At 54.8% G+C, this 23,024-nt stretch carries 16 protein-coding genes; 5 read left to right on the top strand and 11 right to left on the bottom strand.

Annotated elements, in window-relative coordinates; all coding sequences use genetic code 11:
- Positions 1–4 precede the first annotated feature (4 nt).
- On the bottom strand, positions 5–2,515 hold the full coding sequence (locus BARVI_RS08720; protein WP_084547029.1) for a thiol protease/hemagglutinin PrtT: 2,511 nt from the start codon (positions 2,513–2,515) through the stop codon (positions 5–7).
- Between the two features lie 510 nt (positions 2,516–3,025).
- Here BARVI_RS08720 and BARVI_RS08715 point away from each other — a divergent pair.
- Together BARVI_RS08715 and BARVI_RS08710 are read left to right on the top strand one after the other, a co-directional pair.
- Positions 3,026–5,176, top strand: a complete 2,151-nt coding sequence (locus BARVI_RS08715) for an alpha amylase C-terminal domain-containing protein (RefSeq protein WP_025278867.1) — start codon at positions 3,026–3,028, stop codon at positions 5,174–5,176.
- 248 nt (positions 5,177–5,424) lie between these two features.
- Positions 5,425–7,674, top strand: a complete 2,250-nt coding sequence (locus BARVI_RS08710) for an inorganic phosphate transporter (RefSeq protein WP_025278866.1) — start codon at positions 5,425–5,427, stop codon at positions 7,672–7,674.
- Positions 7,675–7,862: 188 nt separating this feature from the next.
- Here BARVI_RS08710 and BARVI_RS08705 read toward each other — a convergent pair whose 3' ends face one another.
- From BARVI_RS08705 to BARVI_RS13005, 5 genes are all read right to left on the bottom strand, one after another.
- Positions 7,863–8,339, bottom strand: coding sequence for a gliding motility lipoprotein GldH (locus tag BARVI_RS08705; RefSeq protein ID WP_025278865.1), 477 nt, complete (start codon positions 8,337–8,339; stop codon positions 7,863–7,865).
- A 3-nt stretch (positions 8,340–8,342) separates the two neighbouring features.
- Complete coding sequence (locus BARVI_RS08700; RefSeq protein WP_025278864.1) at positions 8,343–9,674, bottom strand: PSP1 domain-containing protein; 1,332 nt, start codon at positions 9,672–9,674, stop codon at positions 8,343–8,345.
- A 115-nt stretch (positions 9,675–9,789) separates the two neighbouring features.
- On the bottom strand, positions 9,790–11,331 hold the full coding sequence (gene rny, locus BARVI_RS08695) for a ribonuclease Y (protein ID WP_038534326.1): 1,542 nt from the start codon (positions 11,329–11,331) through the stop codon (positions 9,790–9,792).
- A gap of 92 nt (positions 11,332–11,423) precedes the next feature.
- Complete coding sequence (locus BARVI_RS08690; protein ID WP_025278862.1) at positions 11,424–11,738, bottom strand: cell division protein ZapA; 315 nt, start codon at positions 11,736–11,738, stop codon at positions 11,424–11,426.
- A 5-nt stretch (positions 11,739–11,743) separates the two neighbouring features.
- Complete coding sequence (locus tag BARVI_RS13005; protein ID WP_157232575.1) at positions 11,744–12,130, bottom strand: DUF4515 domain-containing protein; 387 nt, start codon at positions 12,128–12,130, stop codon at positions 11,744–11,746.
- A 137-nt stretch (positions 12,131–12,267) separates the two neighbouring features.
- On the opposite strand from BARVI_RS13005, the gene dinB reads away from it, so the two are divergent.
- Positions 12,268–13,335 carry a DNA polymerase IV gene (gene dinB / locus BARVI_RS08680; RefSeq protein ID WP_025278860.1) on the top strand — a complete coding sequence of 356 codons (1,068 nt, stop codon included), beginning with the start codon at positions 12,268–12,270 and terminating at the stop codon, positions 13,333–13,335.
- A gap of 21 nt (positions 13,336–13,356) precedes the next feature.
- Here the strand turns inward: dinB and BARVI_RS08675 are convergent, their stop codons facing one another.
- From BARVI_RS08675 to BARVI_RS08665, 3 genes are read right to left on the bottom strand one after another with little or no spacing between them, the layout of a single operon-like run.
- On the bottom strand, positions 13,357–14,889 hold the full coding sequence (locus tag BARVI_RS08675) for an MBOAT family O-acyltransferase (RefSeq protein ID WP_084547028.1): 1,533 nt from the start codon (positions 14,887–14,889) through the stop codon (positions 13,357–13,359).
- On the bottom strand, positions 14,864–16,135 hold the full coding sequence (locus BARVI_RS08670) for a GDSL-type esterase/lipase family protein (RefSeq protein WP_025278858.1): 1,272 nt from the start codon (positions 16,133–16,135) through the stop codon (positions 14,864–14,866). Before BARVI_RS08670 ends, BARVI_RS08675 begins: the two co-directional genes overlap by 26 nt.
- On the bottom strand, positions 16,132–17,622 hold the full coding sequence (locus BARVI_RS08665) for an SGNH/GDSL hydrolase family protein (RefSeq protein WP_157232574.1): 1,491 nt from the start codon (positions 17,620–17,622) through the stop codon (positions 16,132–16,134). The genes BARVI_RS08670 and BARVI_RS08665 overlap by 4 nt, the downstream gene beginning before the upstream one ends.
- Before the next feature lie 218 nt (positions 17,623–17,840).
- On the opposite strand from BARVI_RS08665, the gene cls reads away from it, so the two are divergent.
- Positions 17,841–19,283, top strand: a complete 1,443-nt coding sequence (gene cls / locus BARVI_RS08660) for a cardiolipin synthase (RefSeq protein ID WP_232213970.1) — start codon at positions 17,841–17,843, stop codon at positions 19,281–19,283.
- Here the strand turns inward: cls and BARVI_RS08655 are convergent.
- A complete protein-coding gene (locus BARVI_RS08655) occupies positions 19,278–20,702 on the bottom strand; it encodes an ATP-dependent DNA helicase (RefSeq protein ID WP_025278855.1) in 1,425 nt (474 codons plus the stop codon). The genes cls and BARVI_RS08655 overlap by 6 nt on opposite strands.
- Before the next feature lie 160 nt (positions 20,703–20,862).
- Here BARVI_RS08655 and BARVI_RS08650 point away from each other — a divergent pair, with 160 nt between their 5' ends.
- Positions 20,863–21,672: a DUF3822 family protein gene (locus BARVI_RS08650; RefSeq protein ID WP_025278854.1), complete on the top strand. Its 810-nt coding sequence runs from the start codon at positions 20,863–20,865 to the stop codon at positions 21,670–21,672.
- Between the two features lie 79 nt (positions 21,673–21,751).
- Here BARVI_RS08650 and BARVI_RS13000 read toward each other — a convergent pair whose 3' ends face one another.
- Positions 21,752–22,825, bottom strand: a complete 1,074-nt coding sequence (locus BARVI_RS13000) for a helix-turn-helix domain-containing protein (protein WP_025278853.1) — start codon at positions 22,823–22,825, stop codon at positions 21,752–21,754.
- Positions 22,826–23,024 lie beyond the last annotated feature (199 nt).

The raw sequence follows: 23,024 nt of genomic DNA, 5'->3' as shown, positions 1-23,024 counted from the left end.
CGTTTTATTTCTTGATAAATTGGGTTGTTTTCACCTCTTGTTCAGTACGTACCATCAACATATACGTACCGGCCTGCAAACCGGCCACGGGCACTTGCACTTCACCCTCGGTCTCGGGTTGCATCTGCAAAAGCCGACGGCCCGACAAATCATACACCTCAATGTCAGTTATCTCGCCCGAAGCGCGCACATACATCATATCGTGAGCCGGATTGGGATAGACGGTCATCTTCTCCATTTCGGCGGCATCGATGGCGGTAGGTACTCCCGACAATGTGAAAAGCAGCTGGCTATATTCATACGGCTGGAATTGTAACCAACTACGTTCGTTTTCATCATAATAAAACAATGCCAGCATATAAGAGCCTTCGTCTAAGGTCAAAGCGCCACTGAGGGTCAAATCTCGTGTTTCACCGGCGTCAATAGTAAACGTTTGGTACCCGACATAGCCCAACGATTCTCCACCTCTTTCGGGGAAAACATAGGCAGTAACAATATGGGAAAAATAATCTCCCTGGTTGGTGATGCTTACCGTCATATTTATATCCGACCCATCTACATGACTATTATCGGCAAAAGAGAGAGGCGTGTTCAATCTCAGATTAACCTCATTTGTTTCCGGAGTAGGCAAGACCGTCACCGGGATACCCTCACCCAAGAGACTGACATTTTGAAGAGTTTCATACGAATTATAGGGATCGTAACAGAGATACACGTAGTATTCTCCCTCGGGAAGGACAACAGGCTCCAACACTTCAAACGTCTGAGTCTCACCCTGGGCAATTACGACAGGATTAATACTACCCAATGTATACACATTCTCACTCGTTGCAGAAATCATATACAATACTAAAACCGATACATATTCACCGCCGTCATTGGTCACCGTATATCTGAATCGTCCATTCCGATCATAATATAAGTTACCAACCACTTCCAAAGCGTCAAGTCTCAACGCCGGTTGTTGATCTTCGGCACCCGAAAAGTAGATCTTATCACCCTCTATTCTCGTACGTACATAGTTGGGTTTGCCCACAGGGGTCCGTATTACATGATAATCGCTCTTTCCCTCTGCCCGATAGGCAAAACAGAGCCGGTAAGAGCCATCGGCAACCGTTTCAGGGACATCAATGGTAAAGCGTCCCGAGCCCCAACCTCCCAGGGTATTGAATGTCGCCGTTATGGAATCAAGGACACAAGCAATCTTGTCCGACTCATCACACAAAACAACTCCCACAAACCCGGTAAATGTTCGGGCTCCATTGTTCCAGAGAGTTTGAAAATCCACATCAAAAGAATCATTACGACCTATCTCTGTGTCGGAGACCTCCATAGTCGAGGCCAAATAAATCTGGTACTCCTCTCTCTCGGGCATGGTTTGCGGTTGTATCCCCACGATTATAGACTGACTACTGTTGTAGCCACTATTGGAACCTCCGGTACCCTGTGCCGACGGAGTCAGATCGGAAAGCAGAAAATAGCCATTCGACAAACCGCTCCAACCCCAGTTGATATGGAACAAACCGTTCGTGTCGTAACCGTCGCAAACAAAAGCGTGACCGCCCCCAGTACTTTGACCACTGTAATATACAGGGCGACTTTCGTCCAACTCATTCCGGATAATCGAATCCCATTCGGCCTTGGTATAATAAGAGCGGCTATAGATTTCCATATTCTCGTTATATCCGAAATAAGTAGTTAAAGCCTTAGGGACATCAAAACTATAAGCTCCACTCGAAGAATCATAATCCATATTTACCGAGATACCGCAATGATAGGCAAGAAGAGCTACGGCCTCTCGCTCTTCGGCTGTACTCTCTGAGTTATAAAAGGGAGTCATGTGGTCCCAATCATAATAGGTATTGTCGATGTTCACATCGTCGATCACAAACCCATTGGTACGCGTCGTATAACCGGGTATCGTACCAGTACCTTTAAGAGGCCACTGATAGTATCCCATAATCTGAGACATGGCCGTGGCAACACACCCCACAGCCGCTTTGTTCCCATTTTGCAATGTGGGACAGAAGTTATTATACGGATCGCCCTGATCCCACAGGATATTACCCAGCAAGGGTGCTACCGAAGTATTTCCCGTTTGGGCAGAAGCCTTGACTGGTATCATCGGAACGGCATCTGTCTCAGGTACGGCAGAGAGGTCCTCTAATTCAGTCGCATACGATTCCAATAAGAACCGAAAGTTATCGGGCAGATTGTTGACATCAAACGAACCCGCATCGGAATAGCCCAAAATTTCGGTTGCCCGATCGTCGGCCGATACGATAACAAATCCCGTTCCCTTATTGAACACATAATAGAGCGGCTGCGAAGCCCCCTCCTGGACAAACGCAAGTTGCGTGGTAGATTTCACACCTTTTTTAAGATCGGTCGTCTTGCCGGTATTACCCGAAAAGCTATTGGCGATCTGTTGTGCCTCCTGTAATGAACGGGGCTTGGCGCACAGGCCCATCACCAAGAAAACACAGAAAGAAAGTAGTAGGAATCTCTTTTTCATACAATTATTATCTGCGTTAGCAATTTTTATTTAACTCTATATTCACTCTCTTATCGACAAATAGTCCTCCAGGCAACAAGTCGGCAAAGTTCTATCCTTATATTTCCAAAGGCTCAATCACATAACTTATATTGTGCAAATATCGCAAATTCTTCCGATTTTCAAAAAAATTCTATAAAAAGTTAATACAAAAAACAACAAATTCAAACCCAACCAGCCTTTTTACCATCGCCCTCAAAAAGGGACTGAAATAAAATATCGCCACACCGAATAAAGCATCGGCAAAACATCAAAACTTTTTTATCCTCCCCTGTAATGTTTCGAGGCTTAAAGTTTCATATATCGGTTTTTTTATTACTTTTGCATGTAGGAATATGACGGAAATCGGCCCCGGCATCGGAGTAAAAACGGCTCCGCCACCGTGGGGATTACTCACCATGTTTCAACCGGCAGGAAAGAGCACGGGATCTCATTACCTGCGGTCATGTCGTTCTCCCTAAAAACAGCCTTATGAAAACGCTGAAACTAATCAAAAACGACCCTTGGCTGGCTCCTTACAAACGAGCTATCGAAGGTCGGCATAACCGTGCCGTGGAAAAGATAGCCGAACTGACCAACGGCAGCGGGAACCTATCGGAATTTGCCGACGGATACCTCTACTTCGGTCTCCACAAGGAAAAGCGCCACTGGGTATTCCGGGAATGGGCGCCCAATGCTAACGCCATTTATCTGATCGGTACCTTCTCGGATTGGAAAGAGTTACCCCAATACAAACTGTTGGCCATCGGTGGTGGCGTGTGGGAAATCAAACTCCCCCTCAAAACGCTGCACCACCTCGATCTTTACAAGCTGTCGGTCCACTGGAACGGCGGGGAGGGCGAGCGTATCCCGGCCTGGGCTACCCGCGTGGTACAAGACCCCGAGACCTACATCTTCTCGGCTCAGATCTGGGATCCCGAGAAGCCCTTTACATTCACCAAAACCCGGTTCAAACCCAAGACCTCACCTCTGCTCATCTATGAATGCCACATCGGCATGGCCCAGCAGGAGGAGAAGGTGGGCACCTACAACGAATTTCGCGAAAAGATTCTGCCACGCATCGCGGTCGACGGCTACAACGCCATACAGATCATGGCCATACAGGAGCACCCCTACTACGGCTCCTTCGGGTACCACGTGTCGAGCTTCTTCGCTCCCTCGTCGCGGTTCGGCACCCCCGACGACCTGAAAGCGCTCATCGACGAGGCTCACCAGCGGGGCATTGCCGTCATCATGGACATTGTCCACTCACACGCTGTCAAAAACGAAGTAGAAGGGTTGGGACGATTCGACGGCTCCTACGACCAATATTTCTATGGCGACAACCGCCGGGAACACCCGGCCTGGGACTCGCTCTGCTTCGACTACGGCAAGAACGCCGTGATTCACTTCCTGCTCTCCAACTGCAAGTACTGGCTCGACGAGTTCCATTTCGACGGATTCCGGTTCGACGGCGTCACCTCGATGCTCTACTACAACCACGGGTTGGGACAGGCCTTCTGCTCCTACGACGACTACTACAACGGCGGGCAGGACGACAACGCCATCGTCTACCTCACCCTGGCCAACGAGCTTATCCACCAAGTCAATCCCCACGCCATCACCATCGCCGAAGAGATGAGCGGCATGCCGGGTCTGGCGTCCAAGTTCAAGGACGGAGGCATCGGCTTCGACTACCGCATGGCCATGGGTATCCCCGACTTCTGGATCAAGACCATCAAGGAGAAGAAGGACGAGGACTGGAAACCGACGGCCATCTTCTGGGAACTGACCAACCGGCGGGCCGACGAGAAGACCATCAACTATGCCGAGAGTCACGACCAGGCACTGGTGGGCGACAAGACCATCATCTTCCGCCTCATCGACGACGTGATGTACTGGCACATGAGCAAGAACGATACCAACTTTGTCGTAGACCGCGGCATGGCTCTGCACAAGATGATACGGCTCGTCACCCTCTCGACCATCAACGGCGGCTATCTCAACTTCATGGGCAACGAGTTCGGTCACCCCGAATGGATCGACTTTCCCCGCCAGGGTAACGGCTGGTCCTACAAGTATGCCCGCCGCCAGTGGGACCTCGTGGACCGCGACGACCTGAAATACCAATACCTCGGTGCCTTCGACCAAGCCATGATTCACCTGGTGAGTCAAAAGAAAAAGTTCGAGCAGACCCCTATCGTCAAGCTGTGCGAGAACGACGGCGACCAGGTGCTCGCCTTCATGCGCGACGACCTGCTCTTCGTCTTCAACTTCCACCCCTGCAAGTCGTTCAACGGCTACGGCATTCTGGCCCCGGCCGGCGAATACTCGACCCTCATGAGCAGCGACGACCCCGAGTTCGGCGGCTATGGACTCGTCGACAAGAGTGTCCCCCACTTTACCCGACGCGACCCGCTCTTCGAAAACGAGCACAAGGAGTGGCTGCTCCTCTACCTGCCGGCCCGCACGGCACAGATACTCCGCCGGAAGAAACCCGAGGAGATAGGTATCTCGGAACCATCGGAAAAAGTTGAAAAGGCTCCCGGGAAGAAAACCGACTCTAAACCAGCCGCCGGGAAAAAGGCCGCCACGAAACCGGCCACCCGCGCTCCCCGAGCCAAAAAGGAGAGCGGCAAGTAATCGGTCGGCTATCGCACAATCATACCAGGAGGCAGCCCCGGCATCGGGGTTGCCTCCTTTGCATTTTCACAGGGCAACCGCGACCAAGCCCGCTAACAGGCTCCCCCGGCCCGCTGTACCGCCGAAGCCAAGGGCAAAACGACGGCGAAACGACGGCGAAAAGAAATAAGATAGATATATGTTTGTAACGATTCTGTAACATGAAAGTCGTTCCTTTGCGTTGTGAAAAAACATGCAAATTAGAGATTATGGAAACATTCTATCTGATTATCGTTATCTTTCTTTTCCTGATTGCCGTCTTTGACCTGTCGGTGGGAGTAAGCAACGATGCCGTGAACTTCCTCAACTCGGCTATCGGCGCCAAAGCCGCCTCCTTCAAAGTGATCATGGCCATCGCGGCAATAGGTATTTTTGTGGGGGCCTCCATGTCGAACGGCATGATGGATATTGCGCGACACGGTATATACCAGCCCCAGTTCTTCTACCTCAATGAAATCATGTGTATCCTGCTGGCGGTGATGCTCACCGATGTGGTGCTGCTCGACGTCTTCAACACGATGGGGCTCCCCACCTCGACCACGGTGTCGATGGTATTCGAGTTGCTGGGCGGTACCTTCGCCCTGGCCATCGTCAAGACCATCAACAGCAACGGTGCCTTGCAGATGGGCGATCTCATCAACACCGACAAGGCGTTGCAGGTGATTATCGCCATCTTCGTATCGGTAGCCATCGCCTTCTTTTTCGGCGTTGTCGTACAGTATATTGCCCGGTTGATTTTCAAATTCAACTATCGCCGGCAACTGAAATATTTCGGAGCGCTGTTCGGCGGTTTCGCTTCCACCACCATCATCTACTTTATTCTTATCAACGGCTTGAAGGCATCGACCATGATGACCCCCGAAGCCCGGGCCTGGATTCACGAGAACACCCAGTTGCTCATGGGCTGCTGCTTCGTGGTGACCACCGTATTGATGCAGATTCTGATGTGGTGCCGCGTGAATGTGCTGAAAGTGGTGGTGCTGCTGGGAACCTTCGCTCTGGCCCTGGCCTTTGCCGGTAACGACCTGGTGAACTTCATCGGTGTACCTCTGGCCGGGTTCTCGGCCTACACCGACTATGTGGCCAATGCCAACGGGCTGGCTCCCGACCAGTTCCTCACCACCTCGCTGCTCGAATCGGCCCGGACGCCTTCGGTATTCCTCATCGGGTCGGGCATCATCATGGTGATTGCCCTGTTCACCTCGAAGAAAGCCCAGAACGTGATCAAGACCTCGGTCGACCTGTCGCGGCAGGAGACAGGCGAAGAGAATTTCGGTACCTCGCCTATCGCCCGCAAACTGGTGCGCATGACCACCAACGCCTCGTCGCTCATCATCAACAACATACCGCCCAAGGCCCGCACGTGGCTCAACAGCCGGTTCGACAAGGACGACGTGATACTCGAACACGGTGCCGCCTTCGACCTGGTGCGTGCCTCGGTCAATCTGGTATTGGCCAGCCTGCTCATCGCCCTGGGTACCTCGCTCAAACTGCCCCTCTCAACCACCTATGTAACCTTCATGGTAGCCATGGGTAGTTCACTGGCCGACCGGGCCTGGGGTCGCGACAGCGCCGTCTACCGCATCACCGGTGTCATCTCGGTAATCGGCGGGTGGTTCATCACCGCCGGCGCCGCCTTCCTCTTCTGCTTCATCGTCACGATGATTGTCTATTTCGGCGGAACCATTGCCATTATCCTGATGAGTGTATTGGCTGCCTACATGCTTATCCACAGTCAAATCACCTATAACAAGAAACTGAAAAAAGAGAAAAAGAGCTCGCTGGCTCAACAACTGGTGGCCAACAAGGACCAGGAAAATGCTCTCGTTCTGTTGCGCCAATTCAGCCGCGAAGAGTTTACCAAAGTCTTGGCTTGGAGTGCCGACCTCTACGACCGGGTAACCTCGGGATTCCTCCACGAGAGCTACCGCACCCTGCGCAAGGCGATGGGCGACATCGAGACCGAACGCCACTACTTCAAACAGGTGAAACGGCTGGGCACCATAGGGGTCTCGCACCTGAACGACCAGGTGGGTCTGGAAAAGGGTCTCTACTACTTCCAGGGCAACGATTTCTCCTACGACATCATTCACGCCATCAAACGGACCTGCGAACCGTGTCTCGAACATACCGACAACAACTTCAACCCGCTGGGTCAGGCTCAGAAAGAGAGCTTTGGCATGATTGCTCAGGAGATTGTTCATTTCCTGGAAAAATGCAAACAGGTTGTCGAGGAAAACAACAACCACGAACTGCCCGCACTCTACAACCAGGGTAACATACTCATCAATCAACTGGGTGTGCTTAAACGGGAAGAGATTCGCCAGATGCGGGAACAGATGTCCTACATCAAGGTGGGCATCGTCTACCTCACCGTGATTCAGGAGTCGCAAAACGTGGTAGCCTACACCATCAACCTCTTGAAGATGAACCAGAAATTCCAGGAAGAGAATCAATAATATAGAAAGTCTCAATTTGCATCTTTTAATTTTTGAGATCTTGGGCCGCCTCTCGCGTGAGCAAGGGGCGACCTTCCTTTTATTCCCCAAGGGGAAAGACTGGCAAAAAAAGACGGAGCGGCTGTATCAATAGTCGCTCCGTTTATATATCACAGTCCTTCCACATATGGACACGGACAGGTGCTTTCTCAGGGCTCGGTGTGAGGGGCGATGCGAATGCCCACATCGGAGATGCCGCGAATGCGGTCGTCGCGCATGGCCTGCTGAATGGTAACCACCTGCTCCTTACCCACAAAGCGGAAACAATCGTCGAGCAAGAGTTCCTGCTGGTAATAGGAGCCCCAGCCGCCTCCCGACCAACGGCCGAACTCGTCGGCCAGTTCGCAGTTGACCGTGTCGGTCTTCTGCTCGCCGTCGGCCCCGGTATACGACACGAAGAGCCACAGGTTGCGGTAGGCATAATCGCCGTTGTGGCGCAGGGTGAGGTAGAGGTCATACCGCCCGGTAGAGTCGGGCGACTCGGGGGTAAAGCGTTGCACGTCGCGCTTAAACCAGCCGTTTCGGGGCAAGGTATTAAACTCGTTGTAGACGTCGGTCTGCCGGCATGAGCAGATGCTCCCCAGCCCCACGACGGCCAGTCCTATGAGTAAGCCGGTCTTCTTCATACCTTACTCTTTCTTTTCGGGAGCCGCCGGTTTCGGTGCTACCGGTTTCGGAGCCGACTTGGGTGCCTGGTTTTCGCCACCACCCTTGCGGGGCTGTTGGGCATTGGCCTCCTTGTCGCCTCCCCCTTTCTTACCGTTACGGGGCGGCTTGTTGTTCTGCCCCCGGTTTCCGTTGTTGTTGCCCGACTTGTTGCGGGGTTCACCACCCTGCTGCTGACGACGGCCGCTGTTGCCCTTCTTCTTGCTCTTCTTGGCCTTGTCGAAGCGGGTGAGGCTGTCCTGCCCTACCACATCTTCAAACTCACGGCGCTCGGGAGCGCGGGCCCCGGCCTCCGATTCGAGGGTGTCGGGTTTTATGCCTTTCTTGTTCAGCGCAATGACTTCAAACACCCGCTCGGCACTCACGGTCACCACATTGGCGGCAATCGACTTGTCGGTCGAGTAGGACATCTCGCGCTTGAAAATATCGGTCTTGAAATGATAATAGGTATTGAGCTTGGTCTCGAGCGGAATTTCGCGCGAAGGGAGCCGCTTCTGGGCCTCGACGTAGGCGTCGGCCTCGTAGTTGAGGCAGCACTTCAACTTGGCGCACTGCCCGGCCAGTTTCTGCGGATTGAGGGCGATGTCCTGATAGCGAGCGGCACTGGTAGCTACCGACACGAAATTGGTCATCCAGCCCGAGCAGCACAGCTGACGACCACAGGGGCCCAGCCCGCCGATGCGTCCGGCCTCCTGCCGGGCACCGATTTGCTTCATCTCGATGCGCACCCTGAACACCTCGGCCAGCACCTTGATGAGCTGACGGAAATCGACCCGCTCGTCGGCGATATAGTAGAAGATGGCCTTGTTGCCGTCGCCCTGATACTCGACGTCGCCAATCTTCATGTCGAGATGCAGGTCCTCGGCAATCTTGCGGGCGCGAATCATGGTGTCGTGCTCCTTGGCCTTGGCCTCTTCAAACTTTTCAAGGTCGTTGGGTTTGGCCTTGCGATAGACCCGTTTCAAGTCGGGGTTATCGATTTTCACATTGTTCTTCTTCATCTGCAACAGGACCAGACGGCCGGTAAGGGTCACCTCGCCGATGTCATGCCCCGGCGATGCCTCGACAGCCACCAGGTCGCCGGGAACAAGCCGGATATGAGTGGTGTTGCGGTAATAGCCCTTGCGGGTGTTCTTGAAGCGCACCTCAACCAGGTCGGTATCGTCGTGCGACTCGGGAATGTCGGCCAGCCAGTCATACACTTCGAGCTTCGCCCCCCTGCGGCGGCAGGTCTCTGATGTGAGCTGCGGCTTTTCCGACGGATTTGTCGTATGATTATCTTTTGTATTGTCCATGTGAGTTGAGCATTAATATCGACAAAGGCCCCAGACCGTACACGAATCACATTCGGGTAACGCCCTACGGCCTCGTCGTCGATTGGTAAACGTGGAGCGGTATGGCGTCTCCCCGTTATTTGGCGAAACTTACGGCACGTGTTTCGCGAATGACGGTAATCTTCACCTGTCCGGGATAGGTCATCTCGTCCTGAATGCGTTTAGCGATTTCGGTCGACAGATTTTCGGTTTCGGCATCGTCGATCTTGTCGGCACCCACAATCACGCGCAGCTCACGACCGGCCTGTATGGCATAGGTCTTCAATACGCCGGGATAGGAGAGTGCCAGCTGTTCGAGGTCGTTCAACCGTTTGATGTAGGCCTCGACGATTTCGCGACGGGCTCCGGGACGGGCTCCCGAGATGGCATCGCACACTTGTACGATGGGGGCCAGCAGGCTGGTCATCTCGGTCTCGTCGTGGTGAGCGCCGATGGCGTTGCAGATATCGGGTTTCTCCTTGTATTTCTCGGCCAGTTTCATACCCAGCAGAGCGTGCGGCAATTCGGGCTCCTCGTCGGGCACCTTGCCTATATCGTGCAGCAGACCGGCGCGACGGGCTTTCTTGGGATTCAGGCCCAGCTCCGAGGCCATGACGGCACAGAGGTTGGCCGTCTCGCGCGAGTGTTGCAGCAGGTTCTGTCCGTAGGACGAACGGTATTTCATCTTACCTACCAGGCGAATGAGTTCGGGGTGCAGACCGTGGATACCCAGGTCAATGGCGGTGCGTTTACCGGTCTCGACAATCTCCTCCTCGATCTGTTTGCGCACCTTGGCTACCACCTCCTCGATGCGGGCGGGGTGGATACGGCCGTCGGTTACCAGCTGGTGCAGGGCCAGACGGGCAATTTCGCGGCGCACGGGGTCGAAGGCCGAGAGCACGATGGCTTCGGGGGTATCGTCAACGATAATCTCTACGCCGGTAGCGGCTTCGAGGGCCCGAATGTTGCGGCCTTCGCGACCGATGATGCGGCCCTTGATTTCGTCCGATTCGATGTGGAATACCGTAACCGAGTTTTCGATGGCGGTCTCGGTAGCCACCCGTTGGATACTTTGTATGACAATGCGCTTGGCCTCTTTGTTGGCGGTCATCTTGGCATCGTCCATGATGTCGTTGATATACGAGGCGGCTTGCGTCTTGGCCTCCTCTTTCAGCGACTCGACGAGCCGCTCCTTGGCCTCCTCGGCCGAGAGACCCGAGAGGTGTTCCAACCGCTCGACTTCCGATTTATGGAGTTTTTCCAGCTCCTGTTTCTTCTTCTCTACCAGTTCGAGCTGGCTGTCGAGATTGGCCCGCACGGCCTCGGTCTCGCTCTTCTTCCGTTGCAGTTCCTGTTGTTGCTGGGAGAGTTGCATTTCGCGCTGTTTGAGTTTAGCCTCGGCCGATTGCAACTTGGAGTTGCGGGCATTGGCCTGTTTCTCCATCTCGGCCTTCATGTGGATAAACTTCTCCTTGACTTCGAGCAGTTTGTTCTTTTTGATGACCTCGGCCTCTTTTTCGGCCTCTTCGAGAATGGTCTTGGAGCGAGCCGCCAGCAGGTAGCGATTCACCAGAAATACAACGAGACCGCCTACCACCAGGCCGCCAACGATTGCAGAGATTAATAGTATGTAATTCATCGTTTCTAAATTATAATTATAAAAAAAGCACTACCAGCCGCCCATGCTTGGGGCTGCCGCAGTGCAGGAACTATCTCTTTTTTTCGATACCGCTATTCTTTCACGGTATGTTCGTTCAGTATATTCTCCGCCTCGACTTCGAGTTTCTTCAAGTCGGCCAACAGCGTTTTGCGGTCTTGCACCATCTCGCAGTACAATCGGGCAATCTCTACCGCTACCATCGCCATCACCGATTCCGAGTCCATCAGTCCGTCTCTATACTTGTCCCGGTAAAAAGCCCAACGTTTGTTGAACAAGTCGGCGGCGTCTCTCCAATATTTTTCGTCCGCTCCGTAATCGACCCGCAAGGCCAACGGGTGTTTCAGGTCGGCAATTCTCAGAGTTATCTTTAATTTATCATCGTTCATAGCATCTATTCATTCAAGAGTGAGATGCATTTATCGATTTCCCGCACCAATCTGGCAAATCTGGCTTTTGTTTCGGCGGCACTCGACCCCTCTTGTTCGGTAATGGATTTCGAGAGTTTCAGATTTCTGTATCGTTTCTCCAACTCGTCATACCTTTTCTGCAACGCCTGCATCTCTTGCTCGCGCTGCGCCAAACGGTCTTTGAGAGCGCCGTTTTCGTTCTCGAAAGTTTTACATAAATCGCTAATAGCACGAAACTTAGCGCTAAGCGATTCCATTATATCTTTCGGATTCCCGGCCATTATCTCACCAAATTCTATACAAATATAGATATTTCCCTGTAAAAGCGGCAAAAACGGGGTGAATATTTCCAATTTTCTTGTTTTTATCACATATTTTAATTTTATTTAATATAACTATTCTGAACAGCTCTCCCTTCGCACGACACTCCTTGATGACCGGAACAACTCCACCGAATGGTTTTTATCGTTATCTTTGTTTGGATAAACAAACGAGGGAGCTATCGAGTATGCCGCAACGCAAAATCATACATATCGACATGGACGCCTTCTACGCTTCGGTGGAGCAGCGCGACAACCCGGCCTACCGGGGCAAGCCGATTGCCGTGGGACACAGCGGCCCACGTGGGGTGGTGGCTACGGCCAGCTACGAGGCGCGCCCCTACGGGGTACACTCGGCTCTTTCGTCGGCCCAGGCGCGACGGCTCTGCCCCCAGCTCATCTTCGTGGAACCGCGGCACGAGGTGTACAAGGCGGTGTCGATGCAGATACGCCAAATCTTTGCCGACTATACCGACCTCATCGAACCGCTGTCGCTCGACGAGGCTTTTCTCGACGTGTCGCACGAGCGGTCGGCCACGCTGGTGGCCCGCGAAATCAAACGCCGCATTTTGGCCGAGACGCAGCTCACGGCCTCGGCCGGGGTGTCGGTCAACAAGATGCTGGCCAAGATTGCCTCGGACTATCGCAAGCCCAACGGTCTTTTCACCATCGCCCCGGCTCAAATCGAGGCCTTTGTCGCCTCGCTCCCTGTCGAACGGTTTTTCGGTATCGGCGAGGTGACGGCCCAGAAGATGCACGCCCTGGGTATCCTCACCGGGGCCGACCTGCGGCAATGGGACCGGGCCTCGCTCATGCGGCAGTTCGGCAAGGCGGGCGGTCTCTACTACGGCTACGCCCGCGGCATCGACGACCGCGAGGTGGTGCCCAACCGCATACGCAAGTCGATCAGCGCCGAGACGACGTTTGTCGAGGATACCGACGACCGTTCCCGCCTGGCGACCGACCTGGCCGAAGTGTGCGACGAGGTGTGGTCCCGGCTGCAACGCCATCGCTTCCAGGGAAAAACGGTGGTGCTGAAACTTAAATTCGACAATTTCAAACAGATTACCCGCTCCAAAACACTACCCAAGCCCGTCGACTCCCTGTCGACACTCTACCGGGTAGCCCAGGAGCTGTTGACCGCCTGCGACTTCGGCGGGCGCAAGATTCGTCTGATTGGTGCAGGGGTGGGCAATTCGCTCGAAGCGGACTGCGACGGGCTTCAACTGCGTCTCCCCTTCGACGACCTCATTTGAGCAACTCGCCCTCTCGGGGAATCAGAACTGGGAGTAGATGAAGGGCACCAGCTCGCTCGAACGCACCTGCAACACAAAGAAGAGTACCAGGGCCACGATAGCGGCCTTGATGACCAGCGGCGACCACGAGAGCTCGCGTTGCAGCCACTGCGACCAACGGTGCGGTGCAAAGTGGAGCAGATAACCGGCCACGAGGGCGACAAAGATAACGGCATATCCCGAAACGAAGGCGGGTATGGCCTCGGGACAGAAATTGGTGAATATCTGGGTCAGTATCTGCCAGGCTACATCAAGCGAGGGGGCGCGGAAGAATATCCACCCGGCGGCGACCACATGGAAGGTGAGCAGCACATTGAGGAAGTGACGGAAGATACCGGCCTTGTAGTCCTTGGCCACGGGGAAGATGCGTCGGTAGAGCTTGTGAATGATGAGCATGAGTCCGTGCCAGGCGCCCCAGATGACAAAGAGCCACGAGGCGCCGTGCCACAACCCGCCCAGCACCATGGTAATGAAGAGATTCAGATAGGTGCGCACGGTGCCCCGGCGATTACCCCCCATCGAGATGTAGAGGTAGTCGCGCAACCAGCTCGACAGCGAGATGTGCCACCGCCGCCAGAACTCGGTGATGGAGCCCGACTTGTAGGGCGAGTCGAAATTGATTTTGAAACGATAGCCCATGAGCAGGGCGATACCGATGGCCATATCGGAGTAGCCCGAGAAGTCGCAATAGATTTGCAACGTATAGCCGTAGACGCCCATCAGGTTTTCAAACCCGGTGTAAAGCATGGGGTTGTCGAAGATGCGGTCGACAAAGTTGACGCTAATGTAGTCGGAGATAACCACCTTCTTGATCAACCCGCACAGAATCAGGAAAAGCCCCTCGCCCAACAAGGCGGGAGTGATGTAGAGCGGTCGATGTATCTGCGGCACAAAATCGCGGGCCCGCACCACGGGACCGGCGGCCAACGGCGGGAAGAACGAGAGGTAAAAGAGGTAATCGCGGAAACTGCCCACAGGGAGCATCTGCCGGCGATAGAGGTCGATGATGTAGCTCAACGAGCGGAAGGTGAAGAACGAGATGCCGATGGGCAACACGATGTCGAGCGGCTCGAAGGGCTGGTGCGACAGGTCGGCGATTGTCCCCAACAGGAGGTTGGTGTACTTGAAATAGCAGAGCATGCCCAGGTTCACCACCATACTCGCCAGCACACAGAGCCGCCGCAACCCGTTGCGCGACAGTCGGCCCAGCAGCCGTCCCAGCGAATAGTCCGAGAGAGCTACCAGCACCAGCAGCAGGAAACAGAGTCCGCTCGACTTGTAATAGAAATAGAGCGAGAAGAGTATGACAAACCCGATGCGCAATGCCTCGCGATGCGCCAGCAGGCGGTATATCCACATAAACCCGACGAAAAGGAAGAGGAACAGGCCGGTGTTGAACATGAGGGGATTCTGCCCGTCATAGACAAACAGCGACGCTACCTTTGCCCAGTCGATACTTTGCCAAAAGGCGACCACATCGGCCGCCCGATTATTGAGCCACTCCATTATCCACATAATCTTGATACATGTTCATAAGTGCGCGATACAACATTTCGCCCTGTATGCGATAACCGGTCTCGGTACAGTGCGTGCGGTCGTAGGCCATGAGCCCCGCCTTGCGCCATGCCGTCGACGAGCCTTTTCCACCGGCCACCTCGTACCAGTCCCAACAGGCCAACCGATGATCGGCCGCATAGGCCTTTATGGTCTCCCGCACCAAGTCCACCCGCGAGTTGGGCGAATAGTAGACCCGGCGGCGCCTCTTCACCCAGCGGGTGCGGCGACGGGCACACTCGGCCGAAGTCGTGAGCAGGACGACAGCCTGCGGACAACTCGCCCGCAGGGGAGCCACCACGGCATCAATCTGTTTATAGAGTTCATCACGCGTCAATGCCGTTGAAAACGATTCGTTCGTGCCGAGCGAAACGATGATGAGCCGGGGAGTCAAAGCCGCCACCTGCTCGGCAAAACGGGGTATGGCGGCATAGGTTCTGTAAAAGGCTCCGTTGTTGCCGATGGTATGGTAAAGGATTCCGCTCTCGCCCGTTTCGAGACTGGCTCCGTAGATGGCCAGCCGCTCCTCGCCGGGAGCAATCTGACCCGAGAAGTGAATGCTGCACACCGGGTCATTCCACGAATAGCAGGTGAGAAACGCGTTTCGTGCCTCGCCCGTGACCCGATAGGGTTCGGAAATGATGGCCGGGAACGAATCGGTAGGCTCGTGGAAAAGTCGCACCTTGCGGAACCCCTCGCAATCGTCGGTCTTGCTGAGTGTCGAAAAGGTGAGGTCGATGCGGTTGCTGCGGGGTACGATGGCTATTCCACCGATTCCCGGGGTATAAGCATTGTACTTGCGGCCCACACAACGGGCAAAGTTCCAGGCACCGTCGGCCACCACCGAGTAGTCGTGCGGCTCGTTGGTCCGGGCCAGTTTCAACGGCACCACCAATCCCCGACCGGCATCGCCGAAGCGGCGTTGCAGCGGCAGCCTGACAGCCTCGGTGAGGAAGCCGGCCTGCACGTGCGAGTCGCCAATGTGGACCATCGAGACGATGCGGGGAACCGAGTCTGTACTACTTTGCAGCGAATCCATCTCGGCAAAGAGCGGCGACCAGTCGGCCCCATTGAATTCAATCACGTTCTTCTCCTTGTTCAGGAAGGCAGGCACCGACACGGTATCGCCCGTCAGCTGCGCGTGAAGGAGACCCGGCACACAGGCAACGCCGCAAAGAAACAATACTATGAATCCACGTAATTTCATTCGCCGTGACGGTTTAAGCAATATTCCAGGGATTTGACAAATTCGCCGGCCAGCCGTCGGCCTCCTTTATGATTGATGTGCGTATAGTCCTTGTTGGCCTGTTTCTTAGCCACATAGTCGACCATACCATTCTCCCCACCCATGGCGGCAAAGGTATCCCAAAAGACCACGCCCGCATTCTTGGCGGCCAACCGCTGAGCATGCGAGAGAGCCAATACCGCCGGCATGGTGACAAACGAGCCGTTCATCTTGCGGCTGCGGTCGCCCACCCCCATCAGAATAATATCGGTATTCGGATAGCAGGCCTTCAAGTGGTTGACGACCGCCACCATCTTGCGGGCATAGGCCTCGTAGTGGAGAATCTCGGGCGACATGACATTGAGCCCGTATTGGAGCACGATGGCATCGTAGGGCACAATGGCCTGCATCTGGGCACAGCGGGCTGCGGGCAGCGACACCAGCGAAAGGCCCGAATAGCCGCGGGTCGAGATGTTGTCGATGGCGATGCCCTGCATATCGTCGAGCCATACCCCGATGGCGGTGAAGCCGGCTATCGCCCCGGTCCTCACCTGGAAGCGGTTGGTCTTGCCCGCCACTTCGAGCGACTGGATTTCGGGCGAACCAGTCACGGTAAAGGTCTGCCACTCGCCATCGCCCACTTTGAGGCTGACCGAACAGTCGTTGCGAGCCACAAAAAGGAAACGCGAGAGGGTCCAGCTGTCGGCCCGTTCGATGCGGGTCGTACCCCGATACTGGGCCGCAGCCCCTTCGAGCGGCACGAAATATTGTTGTTGCAGAGTCATGAGGCTCCAATCGGCCTCCCGGGGTTTGAGCACACTGTGCACCTCCCAGCCGCTACCCGACTGGACAACCGACCGGCGGAAGCCGGGAAAATCGGAGTGCATCGACACATAGCCCACACCGCAACCGCCATACTGCGATTGCAACCGGCTGCGCACATCTTGGGTGAAAATATCAGCTTCGATGAACGAGTCGCCCAGAAAAGCGATACGAACGGGACGTCCCAGCGTGAGGCGTTGCTCCATGGCGGCAAGCAGATGAGAGAGGCCCTCCTCCCCGGGAGAGAAATCCTCAAACAGCACCACATCGCCGTCTCGACGGGGAGGACCACCGACCATCGTCGTGTCGAGCCGAACCGGAGCCGAAACCGCGGGTCGGGGTGGCGTGAGAGTGTCACCCGTCACCGAGTCGGTCGAGACCGTTATCGAATCGGTTGCCTCCTCGTGTGAAAAGAAGAGCGAATCGCTCTCGGTATCCTGCCACACGGCATCGCCAGGCAGGTCGAGCGACTGCTCGTCGACGCGAATATCTGAAAACAAATCGACCGGCTTGGTCGAAAATCCGCCCCACTCCAACACAGGCAACTGCGTGAGGAGGAACAGAAAGACCACAGCCAATACCAACAGGGCCACCACGTGGCCGCTTTTATGTTTCGGGGAAGAGCCCCCCGATCTTTTTTTCTTCACTTTATTTCCAATGAGGTTGCAAAGATAGTGAAAGTCGAAGGTAGAAAAACAAGCTTGCTTGATTTTTCTGCTGAGACGCATCTTATCTTCTGTAAAAAAAAATAGAGAAAGTCGAGGGTAGAGACAAACGGAAACGTAGTTTTCATGTTTGTGTGAAAAGACAGTAGCAAGCCTCCGATTTGCTTTTTTGGGATTATTTTTATAATTTAGCTTTTGTAATGCCTGTACTTGCCCTCATGCCCCTGACCGATTGGGTCTATATCGCTGTCTATACGATATATGCCATCACCATACTGGGTGCGATTGTGATTGTCATCACCGACAATCGCAACCCGGTAAAGAGCTTGGCGTGGGTAATCGTTTTGCTCTTTCTGCCTGTGGTGGGACTGGTTTTCTACATTTTCTTCGGGCAGAATTTCAAAGCCAAACACATGGTGTCGCGACGCATCAAACGCAAGTTGCGCAAGCGCGACTACCACTCGATTGTCAATATCGACACCCTGTCGCTGAGCGAAGAGAGCAAACAGGAGATCAAGTTGTGCCACAGCCTGTGCAGCATGCCCTACTACTCGGGCAACCGGATAAAGATTTTCACCACCGGCCGGGAGAAGTTCGACCAATATCTGCAAGACTTGGAGAATGCCCGCGAATACATTCACATACAATACTACATCTTTGAAGACGACCACCTGGGAGCCCGGGTGAAGGAGGTGCTGTTGCGATGTGCGGCCCGCGGGGTACAGATACGGGTACTCTATGACGACGTGGGGTGCTGGTCGGTCAAGAAAAGGTTTTTCAAGGAGATGCAGGAGGCCGGAATCGCCGTGCGCCCCTTCCTCGAAATCTCCTTCCCGCAGCTGGCCAGCCGCATCAACTACCGCAACCACCGCAAGATTACGGTTATCGACGGACGCATCGGGTACATCGGTGGCATGAACATTGCCGACCGCTACGTCGAGGGGCTCAAATGGGGCACATGGCGCGACACCCATCTGCGCATCGAGGGGCCTGCGGTGCAGGGACTTCAACTGCTCTTCGCCGTCGATTGGAGCTTCGAGTGCAAGGAGGTCCTGTCTGCCCCGCAATTTTTCCCGCTCCTGGAAGACCGGGGGAACAGCGGCATACAGCTTGCCCCCGGCGGACCCATAGGCGAATGGTCGAACATCGCCATGCTCTTCCTGAAAGCCATCACCAACGCCAAGAAATCGGTCTACATACAGACGCCCTATTTCCTGCCCACCGACAGCCTGTCCAAGGCGTTGCAGACAGCCGCCCTTGCCAAAGTCGACGTGCGGGTGATGATACCCGAGCGCTCCGACTCGCAGATTCTGCGCTACGCCTCATTCTCCTACATTGCCGAGATGCTGAAAGCCGGGGTGAAGGTCTACTTCTACCAGCCGGGACTGCTCCACGCCAAGACCATCATCATCGACGACGAACTGAGTTCGGTGGGCTCGACCAATTTCGACTTCCGCAGCTTCGAGCACAACTTCGAGGCCAACGCCTTTATCTACGACCGCGAGGTGAACAGCGAGATGAAGCGCATCTTTATCGAAGACCAACAGCACTGCCGCCGCATCATTCTGCACTACTGGCGGCACCGCCCGTTGCTGCAACGGGTCATCGAGTCGCTCATGCGGCTGATGAGCCCCATACTATAAAGGTTGTTCCAGAAATTCGCCGCTCACGTTGACCAGCCATATCTTTTCGGTGGCCCGGGTGAACGCGGTATAGAGCCAGCGGTAAAAGTCGAGCGAGAGAGCCGCCCCCTGTTGAATGTATCCCATATCGATATAGACGTGCTTCCACTGGCCACCCTGCGCCTTGTGGCAGGTGACCCCGTAGGCATATTTCACTTGCAGGGCGTTGAACCACGGGTCGCTCTTTAACCGCTTGAACTTCTCGCGCCGTGTGGTGATGTCGTAGTAGTCGGCCATGACCTGTGCCAGGAGCGACTCCTGTTGCTCCCGGGTGAGCGCCGGGGAGTCGCTCGACAGCGTGTCGAGCAGAATCTTGGCCTCCATCTCGACCTCCAAATCGGGGAAATGGAGCAACACGTCGGCAAAGCGGAAGCCATACATCTCGGTACGTTTCATCACCCGCACCACCCGGGCCACGTCGCCGTTGGCAATGAAATCGATCTCCTTGTACTCCTTGCTCCAAAAGTAGTTGTTCTTGGCCACCAGCAACAGGTCGCCCGCGGTGAGCTCCTCCTCGCGATAGAGAATCTGGTTGCGAATGCCCTGGTTGAAGATATTGGCCCGCTTGTTGGAGCGGGTAATCACGATGGTCTCGTCGAGCCCCACCCGGTCGTAGGAGTCGGAGATGCGCTCGACCAGATACTCCCCGCTGAGGGCTTCGACGTCGGGATAACCCTGCACCCGCAGGCGAGGCATCGGCAGGGGTACCTGCTCCATCTCTTCGCGCAAACGGGTGGCGTTGGTGAGGATTCCCGACTCGGCGGCCTGCCGGGCCACCTCGCGCAGTTCATACTCCTGCACGGCGAGGCCATACCCCTGCAACACCCCGGCATCGAGTGCCGGACTCCGCTCCTGCCCTACCGGCGGCAGCTGGGCCGTATCGCCCAGCAGGATAAGCCGGCAATGTTCGCCCGAGTAGACATACTCCACCAGGTCGTCGAGCAACCGGCCGGTGCCGTAGACGGCTCCGTCGCCCGAAGCGTTGGCAATCATCGAGGCCTCATCGACGATAAAGAGGGTGTGTTTGGCCAGATTCTCGCCCACGAGAAAGCCCTCCATGTCGGGCGAATAGCTCTTCTGCCGATAGATGCGGCGGTGTATCGTATAGGCGGGGTGACCGGCATAGCGGGCAAAGACCTTGGCGGCCCGACCCGTGGGTGCCAGCAGCACCACTTTGCTCTGCAACTGGGTGAGCGCCTTGACCAGGGCTCCCACCAGCGAGGTCTTTCCCGTACCGGCATAGCCCCGCAACAGGAAGAGGGTGTCGTCGCGCTCGTCGAGCACGAAGGCGGCCAACCGTTCTAGCAGTTCACGCTGCTGACGGTTGGGTTCGTAGGGCAAACAGCTCTCTATCTGTTGGACAAGCAGGTCGGTAATCATGGGCAAAGCGATAAAGTGTATGACAAAAATAGTGTTTCCCGTTTTCTTTTCTTACATTTGTACAGTTTAAATTGCGAAAAATCCCCCTCCCCACAGGTTGGCAGGCGCTGCCGCACACCCATCGCGGGGCGGGACATGACCCAAAAACGAAACGGAAACCATGGAACCGATACCGGCACTGAACCAGTTGATGAAAGAGAGTCACAAATACATCTTGACGATGTATGCCGACGGTTCGTATCTGCATATCTTGTTGCAGCACACCGAGCAGCGGGGCACGATTGTAGCCGACCGGCTGCCCATACGGCCCACGCAGGCGTCGCTCGAAGAGGCGGTCTTCTCCCAGCCCATCTTGACCCGGGCTTTCGAGAAGGTCTTCTTCATTGCCGACTCCACCCGCTATACCTTTATCCCCAACGCCTTTGCCTCGGCCGAGGACAATCCGCGCTACTTCAACTTCTGTTTCCCCGACAGCGACGGCACAGCTGTTTCGGCCGAGTTGCCCCACACGGGAGCGCAGATACTCTTCGACGTGGATACCGAGCGACTCTCGTTCGTTCGCCGCACCTTCGACCGTCCCGTTGTACTGCACCGGCTGGCCCCGATGTGCGAATATTTCTACCGGAAGAGCCGCCTGGCCTACAACGCCAAACTCTACGTGCACTGGGGCAGCGGGTCGATCGACCTCTTCGCCTTCAACCAACAGGGGTTCCTGCTGGCCAACAGCTTTGCCATTCACCACGTGAACGACGGGATATACTACATTCTGAACGTGTGGAAACAACTGGGATTCAACGCTACCGACGACGAGCTGTCGCTCTCGGGCGACCATCGGGAACTGCGCCAACACATCATTCCGCTGCTGCGCAAGCATCTGGCCTTCATTACTCTCACCAAATTCCCTTCCACGCCTCCTACCGGCGACGAGAGTCTGCCCCTGCCGCTGCGGCTCATCACGGCCTATCTGTAACCAACGGAGAGAGAAAGAGGGATAAAAAAACATCTTCTAACGGAAAGCCGAGAAAAACCCCGACAAAGAGCACCCCGCTCTATTTCCCTACTTCGCCCTTGCGATATTGCGAGGGGCTGCAACCGTATCGCTTCTGGAACGAGCGGCGGAATGTGGAGACCGAATTGAATCCGCTGAGCAGAGCCACCTCTTCGATACAGCCGTCGAAAGCAGGGTCTTCGAGAATGCCCTTTGCCTTTTCGATCCGGAACCCGTTGATATAGTCATAGAAGGTTACCCCTAACTCGTTGTTCAAACAGTTGGAGAGGTAACTGCGGTTGGTCCCCATCTCGGTAGCCAAGTCGGGCAACGAAAGTTTGGGATTGAGAAAGAGTTCCCGTTCCCGGATATAGGCTTCAAGTTTCTGGCCCATCGGCGAGGCGCCATTGCGAGAAGGCTCCATCTCCAAGGGGACTTGCTCCACCTCGGTATCACTCTCCTCCACCTCTGCAATCCACTCCTGCCTCAAACTGAAATAGAGCACTACCGCCCACAAGAGGGTCGAGGTCACGTAATAGACAAGATCGCCCAAATGGCTGATATTGGTACAGGTATAGAGCCAGAGAAGGAGACAAAGGGCCAAGATAATCATGCTGTTCATGAGCCAGCGCACATTCACCCTCTCGGTATAGGAGTAGTTCTCCCGCATGTAACGGTTATATTGCCTCACCTTCGACACGATAAACAACACCACAACCAGACAGAACAGAGCCGTATAGACTATGCTCATTTTATAAAAGAACGACCGTCCCGTAAGGGCATAGACCAGCGTGAACAGGCACAACGGAGACTCGAACTGCACCACCCGCTTCAGACTGAAAAAACCGGGATAGAGAATCTCCAACAGGAAGAGGGCACAGAAGGGGACCGCCCACATGTCGAACGACAGCAACAGGGAGGAATAATAGGTCGACTCGCTGACGGAATCGACATACAGAAAAAGGTCCTTGACATTTTGCACGGCCCACAGGCAGAACAGATAGCCCAACACCTGCAACGGGCGGTTGGAATTGCGGAAGAAAACCAGATTGAGACCAAAATAGATGAAAAACGCCGACGATATGCCGTGCGCAAAATTGGACAGGCTTTCGATAAACAACGTATTCAGAATCATTCCCCTAATCTTGTTTGCAGAAATCTATATGCTAATCTTTAATGCCTACGCAAATATAAGTATAAAAAATCATCTCTTCCAAATTCCTCCCGGAATATAACACGGCGGCTCGGCCCTGTCAAACTTGAAATCTCCGTTTTCGTTTGCCTCGGCTCTCGCCTTTCACTATCTTTCCAGAAGAAAGGAGGCGGCTCGGCCC

Origin of the sequence: Barnesiella viscericola DSM 18177, from assembly GCF_000512915.1 — a bacterium.
GTDB lineage: Bacteria > Bacteroidota > Bacteroidia > Bacteroidales > Barnesiellaceae > Barnesiella > Barnesiella viscericola.
Note: the sequence above shows the minus strand (reverse complement) of the source record. Positions and strands in the feature narration are given on the sequence as shown.

Excerpts from the sequence above, each read along its gene's own strand:
- BARVI_RS08720 (WP_084547029.1), bottom strand. The coding sequence starts at position 2,515 with ATGAAAAAGAGATTCCTACTACTTTCTTTCTGTGTTTTCTTGGTGATG.
- BARVI_RS08715 (WP_025278867.1), top strand. The coding sequence starts at position 3,026 with ATGAAAACGCTGAAACTAATCAAAAACGACCCTTGGCTGGCTCCTTAC.
- BARVI_RS08710 (WP_025278866.1), top strand. The coding sequence starts at position 5,425 with ATGGAAACATTCTATCTGATTATCGTTATCTTTCTTTTCCTGATTGCC.
- BARVI_RS08705 (WP_025278865.1), bottom strand. The coding sequence starts at position 8,339 with ATGAAGAAGACCGGCTTACTCATAGGACTGGCCGTCGTGGGGCTGGGG.
- BARVI_RS08700 (WP_025278864.1), bottom strand. The coding sequence starts at position 9,674 with ATGGACAATACAAAAGATAATCATACGACAAATCCGTCGGAAAAGCCG.
- rny (WP_038534326.1), bottom strand. The coding sequence starts at position 11,331 with ATGAATTACATACTATTAATCTCTGCAATCGTTGGCGGCCTGGTGGTA.
- BARVI_RS08690 (WP_025278862.1), bottom strand. The coding sequence starts at position 11,738 with ATGAACGATGATAAATTAAAGATAACTCTGAGAATTGCCGACCTGAAA.
- dinB (WP_025278860.1), top strand. The coding sequence starts at position 12,268 with ATGCCGCAACGCAAAATCATACATATCGACATGGACGCCTTCTACGCT.
- BARVI_RS08675 (WP_084547028.1), bottom strand. The coding sequence starts at position 14,889 with ATGTGGATAATGGAGTGGCTCAATAATCGGGCGGCCGATGTGGTCGCC.
- BARVI_RS08670 (WP_025278858.1), bottom strand. The coding sequence starts at position 16,135 with ATGAAATTACGTGGATTCATAGTATTGTTTCTTTGCGGCGTTGCCTGT.
- cls (WP_232213970.1), top strand. The coding sequence starts at position 17,841 with ATGCCTGTACTTGCCCTCATGCCCCTGACCGATTGGGTCTATATCGCT.
- BARVI_RS08655 (WP_025278855.1), bottom strand. The coding sequence starts at position 20,702 with ATGATTACCGACCTGCTTGTCCAACAGATAGAGAGCTGTTTGCCCTAC.
- BARVI_RS08650 (WP_025278854.1), top strand. The coding sequence starts at position 20,863 with ATGGAACCGATACCGGCACTGAACCAGTTGATGAAAGAGAGTCACAAA.
- BARVI_RS13000 (WP_025278853.1), bottom strand. The coding sequence starts at position 22,825 with ATGATTCTGAATACGTTGTTTATCGAAAGCCTGTCCAATTTTGCGCAC.